This is a genomic window from Bacteroides sp. D1 (assembly GCF_000157095.2).
GTDB lineage: Bacteria > Bacteroidota > Bacteroidia > Bacteroidales > Bacteroidaceae > Bacteroides > Bacteroides xylanisolvens.
Genome location: NZ_JH114339.1, coordinates 1 through 17671, shown reverse-complemented (window position 1 = coordinate 17671; position 17671 = coordinate 1). Strand labels below are relative to the sequence as shown.

Genomic DNA, 17671 nt, shown 5'->3' with positions numbered 1-17671 from the left:
GCGTCATCCGTGTTATCCGCGTCTAAAAAATTAAACCGTTATTTAATAAAAGGACTTACTCCATGAAAATAAGATTAGTCTACAGCAAGCTCCTCTTTCACCATATTGTAGAGCATTTGCTCTCCTTCCAAGGTAGAATCAGCCATACCTTCCACCAGGCGGCATACTTGAAAAGCATGTTCCTCGCTATGCTGCATATATTTGCGGATAACCAGCAAAGCAGCGTTACGAATATGATAACTGTCGGAATGTACCGCACAAATCGCCTGGTCGAGCAATTCGCCGGAGGCACGTTCAGTCATATCCCCTTTCTTCATCAGAAGACGGGCGGCAGTCAGGAAACCACAAGTCTGCACGTACTCCTGTTCGTCGGCAATCCAGTGAAAGGATTTGGCCGGAGCATACGGTAAATGCTGGAAGAGATTCATACAAGTCAGTTCTGCTATTTCGATATTCCGGATGTTTTCCACCCAAATATCGGCTATCTCGGGATAAAACGTTTCGATCGGCTGAAGCATTCCCGCCAGAATCTTACACTCGCGAATTTCCTCTTTCCATAAAGCCTGCGCCAGGTCATGATTCTTTTCGTAACCTTCGGCAATCATCTTGATACGAGGCAGTTCCACTCCGAAATTGAGTTTATAAACCAGCCCTTTCTCGCGCATACTTTGGGACACAGCCCCGTTCATAGAGAGACGGAGCTGTGTCTTGATATCTTTCAATTGTTCTTTGATATCCATTTCAGATCAGTTGTTTATGGAAGGCAGCGGAGAATAATCAGTGCTGTAACGCAACATTTGTTCTACATAACCTTCATCATAAGAAACTGTGACATCCGTAACGTTTCCGTTTTCATCTGTCACCAGTTCGTATTTCGGATTCACAAAACCTTTATAAGGAGCCAGATTCAACTTCTTATAACGTTCCAGAACTTCTGCATGTAAAGCCGGATCTACTTTTACGGCATAGTTTTCTACCAATGAACGGGCACCTTCGAAGTCGCCTGTCGATTTGATTCGCTGAATTTCAGCCAACAATTCGCCGAAAAGCTCGCGCACTTTCTGATAGTCATTGATAACCACATAAGTCTTTCCGTCTTTCTTCGTCAATTCCACCACTTTATCGGCAGCCCCCTTCTCAAATACCCAACGGGCTATCAACTGGCGGTTGCGCATGTGAGCTTCTTCCACAGTATTTCCCGGTTCGATACGTACCAACTGCGTCATCAGACCGTTCATCAGATAAGTATAATATTGAGCTTTATAAGCATCGGGAGAATAGAGAAGTCCCAGTTCCACCAGCTTGGGGTCAGCCACATAATACAATCCGAACAAATCGGCACGCGCCTCTTCGATGGTAGAGCCATATGCTTTCAAAGCATCAGGATCTACACCCGGAAGTAACTTACCGGAACCGTGTCCCAAACATTCGTGCAAGTCCGTATGCAGCTCATCCGTTAAATCAGAATACGCATCGATCAGTTGTATTTCCGCATCGCTATAAACAAATTCTTCGTTGAATCCGTTTCCGTGAGCGGCTTTATTATAAGCATCTGTTATATTTCCGATTGTCACCGATTTAGAGCCGTGGTGAGCACGAATCCAGTTTGCATTCGGCAGATTGATACCGATAGCCGTTGCCGGGTAAAGATCACCTGCAAGGATAGCGGCAGTAATCACTTTAGCCGATACCCCTTTTACCTTTTCTTTCTTGAAAGATTTATCTACCGGAGAATGATCTTCAAACCACTGCGCATTGCTACTGATTATCTCTGTGCGGTGCGTTGATTCCAAATCTTTGAAATTCACCAAAGACTCCCAGCTCGCTTTCATACCCAACGGGTCACCGTAACTTTCAGTAAATCCATTCACAAAGTCGATTCGTGAATCAAGGTCTTTCACCCAAAGAATGGCATATTCATCGAAATCTTTCAGATTGCCTGTTTCATAGAATTGAATCAGTTTGGTGATGACGGCCTTTTGTGCCTCATTCTCTGCTACACCTTCCGCTTTCTTCAGCCAATAAACAATCTTCTCTATTGCCTGTGTATAGAGTCCGCCTACTTTCCAAACTTTCTCCTCCAACTTTCCGTTTTCTTTGACCAGCCGACTGTTCAGCCCGTAAGAAACCGGTGTTTCGTCTTTCGGGTCTTTCAGGGCGCTATAAAAACTCTCTGCCTCTTTCTGCGTCACTCCGTCATAATAGTTACAAGCAGAAGTCAACACAAGATCTTCGCCATCTGCCTGGTTTACCCGTTTCGGCATAACAGTCGGATCGAAAATCACCGGAAACAGTTCGGCACAAAGTTGTTCGGCAGTCTGTCCTTTCGCCAACGGCAGCAACTTGGCATCTATACCGAGTACAGCCTGTTTCAAGAACTCCTGCGAGAAGTTGGGCACGAATTTCTCCGTACCATAGTGGTGATGAATACCATTGGAGAACCATACCCTTTTCAGATACACCTCCATATTTTTAAAATCAGGCGTTGTTTTATCTCCCTGATAGTTTGTATATACTGCTTCGAGCATCCGACGGATTCTCAAATTATATTTTCCATTCTGGTCAAACAGAATATCCCTTCCTTCCAGAGCAGCCTCTGTCAGGTAATAAATCAGTTCCTTCTGTTTCAGCGTCAGTTCCTCAAATCCGGGAACTTTATAACGCAATATCTGTAAATCAGCAAATTGTTCCACTGTATAATCAAATTTGTCTGCTTCAGCAGTTGTTGTTTTACTTCCTCCGCACGATGTTAAAAGCGTAGCGGCCACTGTCATTAAAATCAGATGTTTTTTCATAATGCTAGCATTGATTAATTAAAATGAGAAAAGGAATTATCTCCAAAATCTTTCATTTAGAGGTAATTCCTTTTGACTAATTTCGGAACGCGCAATTATTTCTTATTTTCGAGATGTTTTTTGCGATATCCATTAGGAGTCTCACCTACGTTTTTGTAAAATGCAGCGTAAAAAGATTGACGATTTGCAAAGCCAACCATGGCACTAATTTCTTCCACATTTTTGTCGGCATAACGTTTGTCAGTCAATAAATGCAAAGCATCTTTTACTCTGTATTCATTCAACAGGCAAGAATAGTTCATGCCAAAGCGTGAGTTTACTACTGCAGAAAGGTAACGAGTATTCGTCTTCAATTCTTTCGCCAAGTCCTTAGCTGAATAGTCAGGATCCTTGTACTTCTTCTGTACAACGATGATATTCAGGATCTTGTCATACAACTCGTCTGCCAATTCCGGTCTAATCAAAGACCTGTATGCAGCCTTCTTTTCTTTCTTTTCCCTCAAATTGTAGGGACGTTTTTTCGGAGTTTCTTCCGTTTTTTTGTTCTCTAAATCGCTCATTGAATTAACTGGTTAGGGTTTGTTCATTTGTTAATAATTGCTCATTTGCAACGTAACATGTTACAAATGTCTTACTTTTTTTTAAACACACAATTATTTTGTGCATTTTTTTTCTAAATAAACAATCAAAAACCTTGAAAAAGAAGGAATGAGTCCGAATAATAAGAAACTTTAACTTATTTATAATTCATATCAGAAACAGAAATCTACACATGATGAAAAATTGCCAAAGAAAAATGTACCTTTGCAGCATGGATAAATCAGCATCAATGAGAGAGACTTTAAAGACATATTTCGGGTACGATAATTTCCGTCCTCTGCAAGAAGAAATCATCCGACACATCCTGAACAAACAGGATGCATTGGTATTAATGCCCACTGGTGGGGGGAAATCAATCTGTTACCAACTTCCCGCACTGCTTTGCGAAGGTACTGCCGTTGTCGTTTCTCCCCTCATCTCATTGATGAAAGATCAGGTAGAAGCATTGCTGGCAAACGGCATCGCTGCCGGAGCGCTGAACAGCAGTAATGACGAAACAGAAAACGCTAATCTGCGCCGCGCATGCATTGAAGGTCGCCTGAAGCTGCTTTACATTTCACCGGAAAAACTTTTAGCTGAAAAGGACTATTTGTTGCGGGATATGAACATCTCTCTGTTTGCTATTGATGAAGCTCATTGTATTTCGCAATGGGGACATGATTTCCGTCCGGAATACACACAAATGGGAGTGCTCCACCAACAATTTCCGCAAATACCGATTGTCGCACTAACCGCCACCGCGGATAAAATCACGCGCGAAGACATCGTACGGCAATTGCATCTTAACCATCCGCGTACCTTCATTTCCTCGTTCGACCGTCCCAACATCAGCCTGACTGTGAAACGTGGATTTCAAGCGAAGGAAAAGAACAAGGCTATCTTAGAATTTATCCACCGCCACGGGGGAGAAAGCGGGATTATTTACTGCATGAGCCGAAGTAAGACGGAAACCGTCGCACAGATGTTACAAAAGCAGGGCATCCGTTGCGGTGTTTATCACGCGGGGTTATCCACTCAACACCGGGACGAAACACAGAATGATTTTATTAACGACCGCATACAGGTGGTATGTGCTACTATTGCTTTTGGAATGGGGATTGATAAATCAAATGTCCGCTGGGTGATACATTATAACCTGCCTAAAAGTATAGAAAGCTTTTATCAGGAAATAGGACGTGCCGGACGTGATGGATTACCCAGCAATACTGTCCTGTTTTATTCATTAGGCGACTTAATATTACTAACTAAATTCGCTTCGGAAAGTAATCAGCAAAATATCAATCTGGAAAAGCTCCAACGTATGCAGCAATACGCAGAGGCCGATATTTGCCGACGAAGAATCTTATTAAGCTACTTCGGAGAAACAACAACAGAGGATTGCGGCAACTGCGATGTTTGTAAAAATCCCCCTCAACGATTCGACGGTACAGTCATCGTGCAAAAAGCATTAAGTGCCATCGCACGTACGGAACAGCAAATCAGCACAGGAGTGTTGATTGATATTCTTCGTGGAAACTATTCTGCGGAAGTAACCGGAAAAGGGTATCAGGAACTTAAAACGTTCGGTGCCGGACGCGATATTCCTCCTCGTGACTGGCAAGACTATCTGCTTCAAATGCTGCAACTCGGCTATTTTGAAATAGCTTATAATGAGAATAATCATCTCAAAATAACGTCAAGCGGAAGTGATGTTCTCTTCGGAAGGACACAAGCGGCATTGGTAGTTATCCAGCATGAGGAAGCAGTTACCCGAAAAGGAAAAAAGAAAAAAGTAGTTATCGCCAAAGAACTCCCCTTTGGTGCGGCAGGTGGCGAAAGCCAAGATTTGTTCGAAGCATTGCGAGGATTAAGAAAACAGCTTGCCGATCAGGAAGCTTTGCCCGCCTATATCGTCTTGTCAGACAAAGTGTTGCATCTGCTTTGCATCTCACGTCCCACCACCATCGAAGAGTTTGGAGAAATCAGTGGTATCGGCGAACACAAGAAAAAGAAATATGGAAAGGACTTCGTAAATCTGATTAGACAGTTCGTAGAATAAAAGAAATTCTTGAATAGTATATATTAACGAGTCACCTGACTAATGATTATTCGTTCCACTAGGGTTATCTTTCCGTTCCACAGTTGTTTCCCTTTAGTTCCACATATGTGGAACTAAAGGGAAACAACTGTGGAACGAACTAATGTTTATAGCAAAAATCGCTCACTTATGTAAACCGGAAAGATATAGTTGGCTTATTGATAACTTCACTTGCATTGCCGCAATTGCTCGTGCAAATCAGCCGGAGGCACTCCCAATGAAATAGCTTTTTCAAAGTCAGCTTTTGCCAATCCTTTCTTCTTCTGTGCCAGGTAGATATTTCCACGCAACAGATAAGCATCAGCCGAGGCAGCATCCAACCGGATGGCTTCCTCCAAATCGACCAATGCCAAATCTTCATGTTTCATCTCACGTTCCACATCGGCACGGGCAATATAGAGCGTCGCATCTTCAGGAGTGGCCGCAAGCATCTTATTCAATATTTCAAGAGCTTCCCGGAATTTTCCTTCTTTCTGCTCCAAAGTAGCCAGTCCCAGCCGTCCGCTATAGCTCTGCGGATCGAGCTCCAATAAACGATTATAATCTATTCTCGCAGCCGGATAATCGCGGCGGAGCACATAAATATAAGCACGCATCAACAAAGCTTCTTTGTTCTGCTTGTCCTCGTCCAACACCTGGCAATAATCCGTATAAGCACGGTCTGTTTTTCCCATTTCCATATAAATGGCGGCACGGTCGAGCAAAATAGGGACTGCCAAAGGAGCAAAGTTCAGTGCAAAAGAATAAGATTCCAATGCTTTATCAAACTCGCCCAAACGGCGCTGAACCAATCCCAAGTTAGAAAAGAGCAATGCATTCTTTGCGTTTTTCGGTTCCAACTTCAAAGCCTGAAGCAAAAGTTCCTCTGCCTGGGGAAGACTGTCTTTTTCGATACACTCAATGGCTCTCTCGGACAATTGCTGATAGGTTTGCGCAAAGGTAACAGCCGGAAAACAAAAAAACAAAGCTATAATTATTCTTACCATGGTTCAGGTCTTTTTATAGTGAATGAATTAATCCAATGGATATGCGTCAAAAGCAAACAGTTCGGTCGACAAATAACGCTCTCCCGTATCAGGTAACAACGCTACTATTTTTTTGTTCTTAAATTCCGGACGTTGTGACAGTTGACGGGCGGCATACACAGCTGCTCCCGAAGAAATACCCGCCAACAGACCTTCTGTTGCCGCTAACTCACGTCCTGCACGAATCGCTTCATCATCTGGCACGCCTATTACTTCATCCACCACCGAAGCATCATAAAGCTTCGGGATAAAATTCGCTCCAATACCTTGAATACGATGCGAAGCCGCCTCTCCGCCTGCCAACACTGGAGACGATGCCGGTTCCACAGCAACAATATAAATATTCGGATTATGTTTCTTCAAAGCACGGGCTACCCCGCAGACTGTTCCCCCGGTACCAACTCCGGCTACAAAAACGGCCACTTCACCGTCTGTATCCCTCCAAATTTCTTCACCCGTTGTCCGTTCATGAACAGCAGCATTGGCCGGATTCTCAAATTGTTGCAAAATCACCGAACCGGGAATACTATCACGCAACTCCTGCGCTTTGGCAATGGAAGCTGCCATCCCTCCCAGCCCATCTGTCAATACAATCTGCGCACCCAACGCTTTCAACAGATTCCGCCGTTCCAGACTCATCGTTTCGGGCATGGTCAATATCAGGTGATACCCTTTAATAGTAGCCACCATTGCCAACCCTACACCTGTATTTCCGCTTGTCGGCTCAATAATCGTTGCACCGGATTTCAATGCTCCACGAGCTTCCGCATCTTCAATCATCGAAAGAGCGACTCTGTCTTTTACACTTCCCGCCGGATTAAAAGCCTCCAGTTTGGCAATAATATTTTGTTCCAGACCATACTTTCCACTATAACCGGAAAGTTCCATCAAAGGGGTATTCCCCACTAAATCTGTTAGTTTCTTTGCAATCTTTGCCATCTTATTACTTCATTTTTGTCACAGACACGACAAAGATATGGAAAAAAAGGTATGTTTTACATCACATCATGAGAAAGATAAGGAAAAGTATAGTAACTTTGTATCCGTTCAATCTTTTTAAGTTTACATATATGAAAAAGAGAATTATACAATTTCTCACGACCTATTTTTTATTTGTTCTTTTATTCGTTCTTCAGAAACCAATCTTCATGGTTTACTACCATGACTTATATACTAATGCATCTTTGGGTGACTATTTCCGCGTCATGTGGCACGGATTACCGCTGGATTTATCTCTTGCAGGCTACCTGACCGCTATCCCCGGCATCCTGCTCATTGCTTCCGCCTGGACAAATTCATCCATACTCCGCCGCATCCGGCAAGGATATTTCGGAGTAATAGCCTTTGTCATGGCCTGCATTTTTATCATTGACTTGGGATTGTACGGATTTTGGGGATTCCGTCTGGACGCCACTCCTATTTTCTATTTCTTCTCTTCTCCCAAAGATGCCATGGCAAGTGTCAGTTTTTGGTTTGTTCTACTTGGAATTCTGGCTATATTGATCTATGCAGCAATTCTATACTGTATTTTCTATTGTGTCCTTATCCGGGAGAAAAAGCCTCTGAAAATACCTTATCGACGCCAGAATGTCTCGCTTGCACTGCTTTTGCTGACAGCGGCACTCTTCATCCCTATCCGGGGCGGATTCAGCGTATCCACCATGAATTTAAGCAAAGTGTATTTCAGTCAGGATCAACGCATGAATCATGCAGCCATTAATCCGGCATTCAGCTTCATGTATTCTGCCACCCATCAGAATAATTTCGATAAGCAGTATCGCTTCATGGACCCGAAAATAGCCGACGAATTATTTGCAGAGATGGTAGACAAACCCGTCGCAGCAACAGACAGCATCCCTCAATTATTGAATACACAACGCCCGAACATTATTTTCATTATCCTTGAGAGTTTCTCCACACACTTGATGGAAACTTTCGGAGGACAACCCAATGTGGCTGTCAACATGGATAAATTCGCAAAAGAAGGCGTATTATTCAGCAACTTCTACGGCAGTAGTTTCCGCACAGACCGCGGACTGGCATCTATCATCAGCGGATATCCCGGACAGCCGAGTACCAGCATCATGAAATATCCCGAAAAGACGGACAAACTTCCTTCCATCCCCCGCAGCTTGAAAAATGCAGGATACAGCCTCGAATACTACTATGGAGGAGATGCCGATTTCACCAATATGCGCTCTTACCTGGTATCTTCCGGAATCGAGAAGATTATTTCCGATAAAGATTTCCCTCTGTCCGAACGTACCGGAAAATGGGGAGCACAAGATCACGTTTTGTTCCAACGCCTGATGAAAGACCTGAAAGAAGAAAAACAAGAAGAGCCATTCCTGAAACTGGTTCAGACATCAAGCAGCCACGAACCATTCGAAGTTCCGTTCCACAGGCTGGATGATAAAGTCCTCAACTCCTTTGCGTATGCCGACAGTTGTGTGGGAGATTTCGTGAAACAGTATCAGGAAACACCGTTATGGAAAAACACACTGTTTGTACTCGTTCCCGATCATCAGGGTGCATACCCATACCCGATAGAAAATCCGCTGGACGGACAAACCATTCCGCTGATTTTAATCGGAGGTGCAATTAAACAACCTCTCGTAGTAGATACTTATGCTTCGCAAATTGACATTGCCGCCACCTTGCTCGCTCAATTAGGATTGCCGCACGATGAATTTACTTTCAGCAAGAATATCCTGAATCCGGGTTCTCCTCATTTCGCATACTTTACCCGGCCGGATTATTTCGGAATGATTACTGCCGATAACCAATTGGTGTACAATCTGGACGCCAATACCGTACAACTGGACGAAGGCACCGCCAAAGGAGCTAATCTGGAAAAAGGAAAAGCGTTCTTACAGAAGCTCTACGATGATCTTGCCAAACGCTAATTATTAAGAAATATGGAATATTTATAAGGTAATATAGGACATTTACTATTCTTTATTGTATATTTGCGACGTTAAAAATAGATCAATAAAGCCGGATGATACATAGCGAAATCGTGCAATTCCTTTCGGAGATAGATACAAATATCTTCTTATCTTTCAATGGTATACACTCCCCTTTCTGGGATTATTTCATGAGTTCCTTCACGGGTAAAATAATCTGGGTTCCCATGTATGCCACCATATTATACATATTATTAAGAAATTTCCACTGGAAAGTAGTCGTATGTTATGTGGCAGCTATCGCGCTCACGATAACCTTTGCCGACCAAATGTGCAGCAGTATCATCCGCCCGGTAGTGGCACGCCTGCGTCCCGCCAATCCGGACAACCCTATTGTGGATATGGTATATATCGTAAACGGGTATCGTGGAGGAAGTTATGGTTTCCCATCGTGCCATGCGGCCAATTCATTGGGTCTTGCCATGTTTGTAGTATTTCTGTTCCGTAAACGTTGGCTAAGTATTTTCATCGTAACTTGGGCAATTCTTAACTGCTATACACGTATATACTTGGGTGTACATTATCCCGGTGATTTACTCGTAGGAGGTATTATCGGAGGATTCGGCGGTTGGCTATTCTGTACTATCGCTCACAAAATAGCCATTTATTTGGAACCTTCCACCCGCACGAAGAGAAAAGATATAAAACAATGGTCAGTCACTATTTATGTAGGATTGCTGACAGTGCTCGGGATCATTATATATTCCACTATTAAAAGCTGGTAAGGTTCACCACAGATTACACAGATTCACACAGATTTCAAATGATAAAAAAGATATTCCATAAAAAGAATGAAGAGTAAGTGGAGTTATCAAACAAAATCTGAATATTAAAAATCACCCACGTTATAGATAGCTATAACGTGGGTGAAATTATTTATAAAGGGCTGTTATACAGCTCCATCAGCAATCTGTGTGAATCGGTGTAATCTGTGGTAGAATATCAAGCTTTCTTGATATAATCAACAATCCACTGTCCTACTTCTTTCGTTCCGTATTTAGCACCGTCAGCCACCTGGATTTCCGGTGTACGTACATTCTCATCCAAAGAAGCGTCTACTGCTTTACGAATCAGCGCACCCTCTTCTTTGCAATCGAAATACTCAAATAACATAGCTACGGAAAGAATTTGTGCCAACGGATTAGCAATATTCAATCCTTTAGCCTGCGGCCATGAACCGTGAATCGGTTCAAACACCGGAGTACTCTCGCCTGTGGAAGCAGAAGGAAGCAAGCCCATAGAACCACTGATTACAGAACCTTCGTCAGTCAGAATATCACCGAAGGTGTTTTCCGTTACCATCACATCGAAGAAAGCAGGTTCCTGAATCATCTTCATTGCAGCATTGTCCACAAACATATAATCTGTTGTCACTTCCGGATAGTTCGGAGCCATTTCCTGTGCAATCTGACGCCACAGACGGGAAGAAGCCAGCACGTTTGCCTTATCTACCACCGTCAGGTGTTTTCTGCGCTTCATCGCATATTCAAAAGCCACTTTCAAGATACGTTCGATTTCCGGGCGAGTATAATAGTTGGTATCATACGCTTTGTCATTATCCTGATACTTTTCACCGAAATACATACCTCCGGTCAACTCACGGATACAGATAAAATCTGCGTTCTCTACCAGTTCCGCACGCAACGGAGATTTGTGAATCAGGCATTTGAATGTCTGCACCGGACGGATATTAGCGAAAAGTCCCAATTTCTTACGCATCGCCAACAAACCTTGTTCCGGACGTACTTTAGCAGTAGGGTCGTTATCAAATTTCGGATCGCCTACGGCAGAGAATAAAACAGCATCCGCATCTTTACAAACCTGATAGGTTGCTTCCGGAAACGGATCGCCTACTTTATCAATCGCATCAGCTCCACAGATTGCATATTCGTAACTTACTTTGTGGCCAAACTTCTCGCAAACGGCACTCATCACATCTACACCTTGTACAGAGATCTCCGGTCCGATACCGTCGCCTGCTAATACAGCAATTTTAAAATCCATAATCGTTTATTCTTCTATTTATATATTCTTATAAAAAACATTCTTTGGGCAAGTTATCTCTCACTTGCTCTTCTCGTATTCATCTTCGATGAGGTTCAACATCTTCATAGTAGCTTTGATGGCAGCTTCCGTCTGATCGGCATCAAGTCCGCGGGTACGGAACACCTGCTCGTCATAACTCCATGTGATTACTGTCTGCACAAATGCATCCGTACGCCCACCGGGAGGGATTGTCACTGCATAATTGGTCAGCATCGGGAATTTGCGTCCCAATGTCACCTTATATATCTTACGCAATGCACGAACAAAAGCATCATACTGGCCGTCACCGCCTGAACTCTCTTCGTACTCTTTTCCGTTGATTTCTATCTTCAACGTAGCCATCGGTTTCAATCCATGAGCCAGATTCACAAAATAGCTCTTCAGTTTGACCTTCTCACCAATCGCTCCATGCTTCAACACATCAGAAACGATGTACGGCAAATCTTCCTGTGTCACCAATTCTTTTTTGTCGCCCAGTTCGATGATACGCTCCGTCACCTTGCGCATAGCATCTTCATCCAGCTCCAGTCCGAGGTCTTCGAGATTTTTGCGGATATTGGCTTTGCCACTTGTTTTGCCCAACGCATATTCACGTTTACGGCCAAAGCGCTCGGGAAGCAAATCATTACAGTAAAGATTATTTTTGTTATCGCCGTCGGCATGTACTCCTGCCACTTGCGTAAAGACATTCTCACCTACAATCGGTTTATTGGCAGGTATCATAATACCCGAATAAGACTCCACTACCCGGCTGACATCATTCAAACGGCTCTCGTCGATATTGGTCGCCGCATTGAAATGATCTTTCAGGATGGCTTGCACACTTGCGAGAGGAGCATTTCCAGCCCGTTCGCCCAGTCCGTTGATGGTGGTATGCAGTCCTTTGACACCGCTTAATACGGCTGCAAGAACGTTGCTCACTGCCAAATCATAGTCATTGTGCGCATGGAAATCGAGATGAGTATTCGGATAACGTTTCTTCATCTTCCGCATATACTCTATCACTTGCAAGGGATTCAAGATACCCAGCGTGTCAGGCAACATATAACGCTTGACACTCGTCTCTTGCAATCCATCCATCAACTGAAATACATATTCAGGAGAATCCTTGATACCGTTACTCCAATCTTCCAGATAAACATTGACGGTTATATCCTGCTCGTCGGCATAATGCACCACATTAATGATATCTGCCAGATGTTCTTCCGGTGTCTTTTTCAGTTGTTGCGTACAATGCTTCAGTGAACCTTTGCAAAGAAGATTAATCACGCGACAACCAGTACGCTGAATCCAATCGACAGAAGTATGCCCGTCAACAAAGCCGAGCACTTCCACTTTATGGAGCAAATTACGACGGGCCGCCCAGTCGCAAATCATCTTCACGGCTTCAAACTCACCGTCCGACACACGCGCCGAAGCAACCTCCACCCGGTCTACCTTCAAATCTTCTAACAGCAAACGGGCGATCATTAGTTTCTCATGAGGCACGAAAGATACTCCGCTGGTTTGTTCACCATCACGGAGCGTTGTGTCCATGATTTCTATTTTCACGCCTTCTTTTCCCATTCTTCTATTTTATCTTTATTGCTTAACAAGAAATCGATATCGTCCAATCCGTTCATCAAACAAAGTTTCTTGTAAGCATTGATTTCAAAATGTTCACTTTTACCTGTTGCCTTGTTGGTGATGGTCTGTTCGGGAAGATTCACTTCCACTTCCATCTTCGGGTCTGCTTCTATCGAATCGAATAATTCTTGCAGAAACTCTTCGGTTACAACCACCGGAAGCACAAAGTTGTTCAACTCATTATTCTTATGAATATCGGCAAAAAAACTGGATACCACCACACGGAAACCATAGCCGGCAATTGCCCAGGCTGCGTGTTCACGGCTGGAACCCGAACCGAAGTTCTTACCTGCCACCAATATCTGTCCGCTGTAAGTAGGGTTGTTCAACACAAAATCCTTGTTCAGGGAACCATCTGCATTGTAACGCCAGTCACGGAAAAGGTTATCACCGAAGAATTTCTCTTCACGAGTGGTTGCTTTCAAGAAACGTGCCGGAATAATCTGGTCGGTATCTACGTTTTCTAAAGGAAGAGGTACACAAGTACTTGTGATTATATTAAATTTTGTCTTAGCCATCGCCTTATTTATGAATTATAAATTATGATTTATGATTGAAATTACATCAGTTCTCTCGGATCGGTAATCACACCTGTCACCGCAGCAGCAGCAGCCACCAGAGGACTAGCTAACAAGGTGCGTGCACCAGGTCCCTGACGTCCTTCGAAGTTACGGTTGCTGGTAGATACCGAATATTTTCCGGCAGGAATCTTATCATCGTTCATCGCCAGACAAGCAGAACATCCCGGCTGACGAATAGCAAATCCGGCTTCCGTCAAAATCTTGTCGATTCCTTCCTTACGGATCTGTGCGTCTACCATCCATGAACCCGGAACCAGCCATGCAATTACATTTTCCGCTTTCTTGCGACCTTTCACGATGGAAGCAAATGCACGGAAATCTTCGATACGACCGTTTGTACAAGCTCCAAGGAATACATAATCAATCTTTTTGCCCAACAAAGATTCTCCCGGTTGGAATTCCATGTAGTCCATTGATTTCTTGAATGAAACCTGTGCAGCTTCGCTCATTCCTTCCATCGTAGGAATGTGCTGTGTGATGCCCATACCCATACCCGGATTCGTTCCGTAAGTAATCATCGGCTCAATATCAGCAGCTTCAAAACGGACTTCCTTGTCGAATACGGCATCGTCATCACTCTTCAATGTCTTCCAATATGCCAAAGCCTTGTCCCATGCTTCGCCTTGCGGAGCACTTTCACGTCCCTTGATATATTCAAAAGTCACTTCATCTGGAGCAACCATGCCACCACGTGCACCCATTTCGATAGAAAGGTTACAAAGGGTAAGACGTCCCTCCATTGTCAGATTGCGGATGACCGAACCTGCATATTCTACGAAGTAACCGGTAGCACCGCTGGTAGTCATCTTAGACATCATATACAGAGCTACATCTTTTGCAGTCACCCCTTTACCCAGTTCACCGTCTACCGTGATACGCATTGTTTTCGGTCTTGATTGAAGAATACATTGCGAAGCCAACACCATTTCCACTTCGCTTGTTCCGATACCGAAAGCGATTGCTCCCATCGCACCATGAGTAGAAGTGTGAGAGTCACCGCAGACAATCGTCATTCCCGGCAAAGTCAAACCACGTTCGGGACCTACCACATGGATAATTCCATTCTTCGGATGCATCATACCGTAGTGTGTCAAACCAAAATCCTTCGCATTCTTAGTCAATGTGTCGACCTGCGTTTTAGAAATCGGATCTTCAATCTCCTTATCCTGATCGTGTGTCGGTGTGTTATGGTCGGGCATACAAAATACCTTTTCCGGACGCAACACTCCGATTCCACGTTCACGCAATCCGGCAAAAGCTTGCGGACTAGTCACTTCGTGACAATATAAGCGATCAATATAAAGCTGTGTAGGACCATCTTCCACTGTAGTCACCACGTGGGCATCCCATATCTTATCAAATAATGTATTCATCTGTTTATTTACTATTTTACTAATTACTATTTACTATTTACTATTTTAGTCAATCTCTACAATGCCGATACGACTTTCAGTCTCTTTTTTATGATTTGAATTTGTTAATACAGTCAATATAAGCTTCTACGGAAGCGGCAATAATATCTGTATTAGCTCCAAAACCATAATAAATCTGGTTATCGTATTCTACCTGCATGTGTACTTTACCTACATCATCACTTCCCTTGCTGATAGCCTGAATAGTAAACTCTTTCAAAGTCATGTGGCGTTCTACAATCTTCTTCAATGCCTTGATAGCTGCATCTACCGGACCGTTACCGCTGGCACAAGCCTCAAACTTCTCACCGGCAATGTTCAATCCCAAACTAGCTACCGAACGAACGCCGACACCACTCGTCACCTGCAAATAATCCAGTTTGATGCGATGATTCTGGCTACGGTCTGCGCCTGCCAATACTAAAATATCGTCATCATTAATATCTTTTTTCTTATCAGCCAACTTCAAAAACTCATCATATACCTTATCCAGCTTTTCCTGATCCAGGTCAACTCCCAAGATAGAAAGACGATTTTTCAACGCGGCACGTCCGCTACGGGCTGTCAATACGATAGAGTTATCATCAATACCCACATCATGCGGATCAATAATCTCATACGTCTGTACATTCTTCAACACACCGTCCTGATGGATACCTGAAGAATGTGCGAAAGCATTACGTCCAACGATCGCTTTATTCGGCTGTACCGGCATATTCATCAGGCTGGATACCATGCGGCTGGTCGGATAAATCTTCTGTGTATTGATATTGGTCTGAATATCTATTTCGTGGTGACTCTTGATAATCATGGCGATTTCTTCGAGGGCAGTATTTCCTGCACGTTCGCCGATACCGTTGATGGTAACTTCCACCTGACGTGCGCCGTTCAAAACACCGGCTATCGTATTGGCAGTAGCCATACCCAAGTCGTTGTGACAGTGAGTAGAAAGTATGGCATTATCGATGCCGTCTACATGGTCGATCAGGTATTTTATTTTAGCACCATATTCTGAAGGTAAGCAATAACCCGTTGTATCAGGAATATTCACTACGGTAGCTCCCGCTTTGATAACGGCTTCCACCACACGTGCCAGATATTCGTTATCCGTACGGCCTGCGTCTTCTGCATAAAACTCTACATCGTCCACAAAACGGCGGGCATACTTCACGGCAGCTACCGCACGTTCGATAATCTCCTCACGATTCGAATTGAATTTATATTTAATGTGCGAATCAGAAGTACCGATACCGGTATGAATACGTTTATGTTTAGCAAATTTCAGTGCATCTACAGCAACATCAATATCTTTTTGAACTGCACGTGTTAAAGCACAGATAGTAGGCCAAGTCACCGCTTTTGAAATCTCAATCACTGAATTAAAATCTCCCGGGCTCGAAATGGGGAATCCGGCTTCAATCACGTCTACTCCCAACGCTTCCAATGCCTTTGCTACCTGAATCTTCTCTACTGTATTCAACTGGCATCCCGGAACCTGTTCACCATCTCTAAGAGTGGTATCAAAAATAAATAACCTATTGTCCATATTCAATGTATATTATATAATTATTAGCATTAAAAAAAGCCTTTCACACTTGGAAGTGAGAAAGGCTTTCGTATATTTTCATTTATACACATTTACGCGCAGCACTCACTTCCACTAACCTTTGATAGTAGAATAATAATACCGCATAGTAGAATATGTATAAACATCTGGTTCATTTCTTGTCTCTTTTATAGTTTGACGGTGCAAAGGTATGGATTATTTCTTTTCCACCAAATAATACGTTACTTTTTTATCGAAAAAAATATCATTTCATAAGTTAAAGCCGATTTTTACCAAAAATGTATCACGAATACAGGTCTATATTTCATTAAAAGAAAAGAGGGAGCAGAATGTTTTTCAGCATTCTCTCCCTCTTCTTCTTTATTGTTCTAAATCAATAGATTACTTCTTATCGCAACATTCTTTCTTTTCTGCGCAATCAGCTTTTTTGTCGCAAGCAGTAGCACAAGAATCTTTAGCCTGGCAGCAAGAATCAGATTCAACAACAGCTTCTACAGTTTCTACGGTTGTTTCTTCACCTTCAGAAGCAGCGTTAGTAGTTTTGTTACCAGCACAAGACATCATTGCAAAAGAAAATGTTACTGCTACAGCAGCCAAAAATAATTTAGTTTTCATACCTTTCAAATTTGCTTTAAACGTTTAATAAAATAATTGTCGGTCGCAAATATAACACTTTTTTTGCAAAGTACCAAACAACAGAAAGCCCCTTGATTCGTTGCTGAATCAAGGGGCTTCTCTAAAAACGGCGGCTACCTACTCTCCCACTGTTACGCAGTACCATCGGCGTGACGAGGCTTAACTTCTCTGTTCGGAATGGGAAGAGGTGGAACCCTCGTGCTATAACCACCTGAATAAGGTTATGACATGATGAAAAGTAAAATCTCAAGTTCATTACTAGTATGTTTCTGTTCTCTGTTTCCAGTTTCCGTATCAGTAATCCGCTAAACGTATATACCCAACCGGTACATATTTGAAA

At 43.2% G+C, this 17671-nt stretch carries 14 protein-coding genes and 1 rRNA gene; 3 read left to right on the top strand and 12 right to left on the bottom strand.

Going from position 1 to position 17671, the window contains the following annotated elements; translation table 11 throughout:
- Nucleotides 1-74: 74 nt before the first annotated feature.
- The 3 genes from BSAG_RS14285 to BSAG_RS14295 form a co-directional block, all read right to left on the bottom strand.
- The gene (locus BSAG_RS14285) at nt 75-740 is read right to left on the bottom strand and encodes a DNA alkylation repair protein (RefSeq protein ID WP_004314019.1); all 666 of its coding nucleotides are present in this window, start codon (nt 738-740) and stop codon (nt 75-77) included.
- 6 nt (nt 741-746) lie between these two features.
- Nucleotides 747-2795, bottom strand: coding sequence for a dipeptidyl-peptidase 3 family protein (locus tag BSAG_RS14290; RefSeq protein ID WP_004314020.1), 2049 nt, complete (start codon nt 2793-2795; stop codon nt 747-749).
- Between the two features lie 95 nt (nt 2796-2890).
- Entirely contained in the window at nt 2891-3355 is a 465-nt protein-coding gene (locus BSAG_RS14295) for a helix-turn-helix domain-containing protein (RefSeq protein WP_004301101.1), read from the bottom strand.
- Nucleotides 3356-3624: 269 nt separating this feature from the next.
- On the opposite strand from BSAG_RS14295, the gene recQ reads away from it, so the two are divergent.
- On the top strand, nt 3625-5433 hold the full coding sequence (gene recQ, locus BSAG_RS14300; protein ID WP_008997453.1) for a DNA helicase RecQ: 1809 nt from the start codon (nt 3625-3627) through the stop codon (nt 5431-5433).
- A 206-nt stretch (nt 5434-5639) separates the two neighbouring features.
- Here recQ and BSAG_RS14305 read toward each other — a convergent pair whose 3' ends face one another.
- A complete protein-coding gene (locus tag BSAG_RS14305; protein ID WP_004314022.1) occupies nt 5640-6458 on the bottom strand; it encodes a tetratricopeptide repeat protein in 819 nt (272 codons plus the stop codon).
- 27 nt (nt 6459-6485) lie between these two features.
- The gene (gene cysK, locus BSAG_RS14310; RefSeq protein ID WP_004314023.1) at nt 6486-7436 is read right to left on the bottom strand and encodes a cysteine synthase A; all 951 of its coding nucleotides are present in this window, start codon (nt 7434-7436) and stop codon (nt 6486-6488) included.
- A gap of 131 nt (nt 7437-7567) precedes the next feature.
- Here cysK and BSAG_RS14315 point away from each other — a divergent pair, with 131 nt between their 5' ends.
- The gene (locus tag BSAG_RS14315) at nt 7568-9403 is read left to right on the top strand and encodes an LTA synthase family protein (protein WP_008997452.1); all 1836 of its coding nucleotides are present in this window, start codon (nt 7568-7570) and stop codon (nt 9401-9403) included.
- Nucleotides 9404-9498: 95 nt separating this feature from the next.
- Nucleotides 9499-10188 (top strand): phosphatase PAP2 family protein, encoded by a 690-nt coding sequence (locus tag BSAG_RS14320; protein WP_004315077.1) that lies wholly within the window; start codon nt 9499-9501, stop codon nt 10186-10188.
- A 217-nt stretch (nt 10189-10405) separates the two neighbouring features.
- On the opposite strand, the gene leuB is transcribed toward BSAG_RS14320, so the two are convergent.
- The 7 genes from leuB to rrf all read right to left on the bottom strand — a co-directional run bounded on the left by leuB (nt 10406) and on the right by rrf (nt 17546).
- Nucleotides 10406-11467, bottom strand: a complete 1062-nt coding sequence (leuB, locus tag BSAG_RS14325; RefSeq protein ID WP_004311790.1) for a 3-isopropylmalate dehydrogenase — start codon at nt 11465-11467, stop codon at nt 10406-10408.
- A gap of 60 nt (nt 11468-11527) precedes the next feature.
- Nucleotides 11528-13075 carry an alpha-isopropylmalate synthase regulatory domain-containing protein gene (locus BSAG_RS14330; RefSeq protein ID WP_004315473.1) on the bottom strand — a complete coding sequence of 516 codons (1548 nt, stop codon included), beginning with the start codon at nt 13073-13075 and terminating at the stop codon, nt 11528-11530.
- Nucleotides 13057-13653: a 3-isopropylmalate dehydratase small subunit gene (gene leuD / locus BSAG_RS14335; protein WP_004307192.1), complete on the bottom strand. Its 597-nt coding sequence runs from the start codon at nt 13651-13653 to the stop codon at nt 13057-13059. Before leuD ends, BSAG_RS14330 begins: the two co-directional genes overlap by 19 nt.
- Before the next feature lie 41 nt (nt 13654-13694).
- On the bottom strand, nt 13695-15089 hold the full coding sequence (gene leuC, locus BSAG_RS14340; RefSeq protein WP_008771293.1) for a 3-isopropylmalate dehydratase large subunit: 1395 nt from the start codon (nt 15087-15089) through the stop codon (nt 13695-13697).
- A gap of 88 nt (nt 15090-15177) precedes the next feature.
- Nucleotides 15178-16674: a 2-isopropylmalate synthase gene (locus BSAG_RS14345; RefSeq protein WP_008771292.1), complete on the bottom strand. Its 1497-nt coding sequence runs from the start codon at nt 16672-16674 to the stop codon at nt 15178-15180.
- Nucleotides 16675-17076: 402 nt separating this feature from the next.
- Nucleotides 17077-17310, bottom strand: coding sequence for a hypothetical protein (locus BSAG_RS14350; protein ID WP_004311794.1), 234 nt, complete (start codon nt 17308-17310; stop codon nt 17077-17079).
- 125 nt (nt 17311-17435) lie between these two features.
- Nucleotides 17436-17546 (bottom strand): 5S ribosomal RNA (gene rrf / locus BSAG_RS14355).
- Nucleotides 17547-17671: the final 125 nt, after the last annotated feature.

What these genes read in the sequence shown, in the direction of transcription:
- BSAG_RS14295 (WP_004301101.1), bottom strand. Translation starts at nt 3,355, where the DNA reads ATGAGCGATTTAGAGAACAAAAAAACGGAAGAAACTCCGAAAAAACGT.
- BSAG_RS14350 (WP_004311794.1), bottom strand. Translation starts at nt 17,310, where the DNA reads ATGAAAACTAAATTATTTTTGGCTGCTGTAGCAGTAACATTTTCTTTT.
- leuD (WP_004307192.1), bottom strand. Translation starts at nt 13,653, where the DNA reads ATGGCTAAGACAAAATTTAATATAATCACAAGTACTTGTGTACCTCTT.
- BSAG_RS14330 (WP_004315473.1), bottom strand. Translation starts at nt 13,075, where the DNA reads ATGGGAAAAGAAGGCGTGAAAATAGAAATCATGGACACAACGCTCCGT.
- recQ (WP_008997453.1), top strand. Translation starts at nt 3,625, where the DNA reads ATGAGAGAGACTTTAAAGACATATTTCGGGTACGATAATTTCCGTCCT.
- BSAG_RS14290 (WP_004314020.1), bottom strand. Translation starts at nt 2,795, where the DNA reads ATGAAAAAACATCTGATTTTAATGACAGTGGCCGCTACGCTTTTAACA.
- BSAG_RS14345 (WP_008771292.1), bottom strand. Translation starts at nt 16,674, where the DNA reads ATGGACAATAGGTTATTTATTTTTGATACCACTCTTAGAGATGGTGAA.
- BSAG_RS14305 (WP_004314022.1), bottom strand. Translation starts at nt 6,458, where the DNA reads ATGGTAAGAATAATTATAGCTTTGTTTTTTTGTTTTCCGGCTGTTACC.
- cysK (WP_004314023.1), bottom strand. Translation starts at nt 7,436, where the DNA reads ATGGCAAAGATTGCAAAGAAACTAACAGATTTAGTGGGGAATACCCCT.
- leuC (WP_008771293.1), bottom strand. Translation starts at nt 15,089, where the DNA reads ATGAATACATTATTTGATAAGATATGGGATGCCCACGTGGTGACTACA.
- BSAG_RS14315 (WP_008997452.1), top strand. Translation starts at nt 7,568, where the DNA reads ATGAAAAAGAGAATTATACAATTTCTCACGACCTATTTTTTATTTGTT.
- BSAG_RS14285 (WP_004314019.1), bottom strand. Translation starts at nt 740, where the DNA reads ATGGATATCAAAGAACAATTGAAAGATATCAAGACACAGCTCCGTCTC.
- leuB (WP_004311790.1), bottom strand. Translation starts at nt 11,467, where the DNA reads ATGGATTTTAAAATTGCTGTATTAGCAGGCGACGGTATCGGACCGGAG.
- BSAG_RS14320 (WP_004315077.1), top strand. Translation starts at nt 9,499, where the DNA reads ATGATACATAGCGAAATCGTGCAATTCCTTTCGGAGATAGATACAAAT.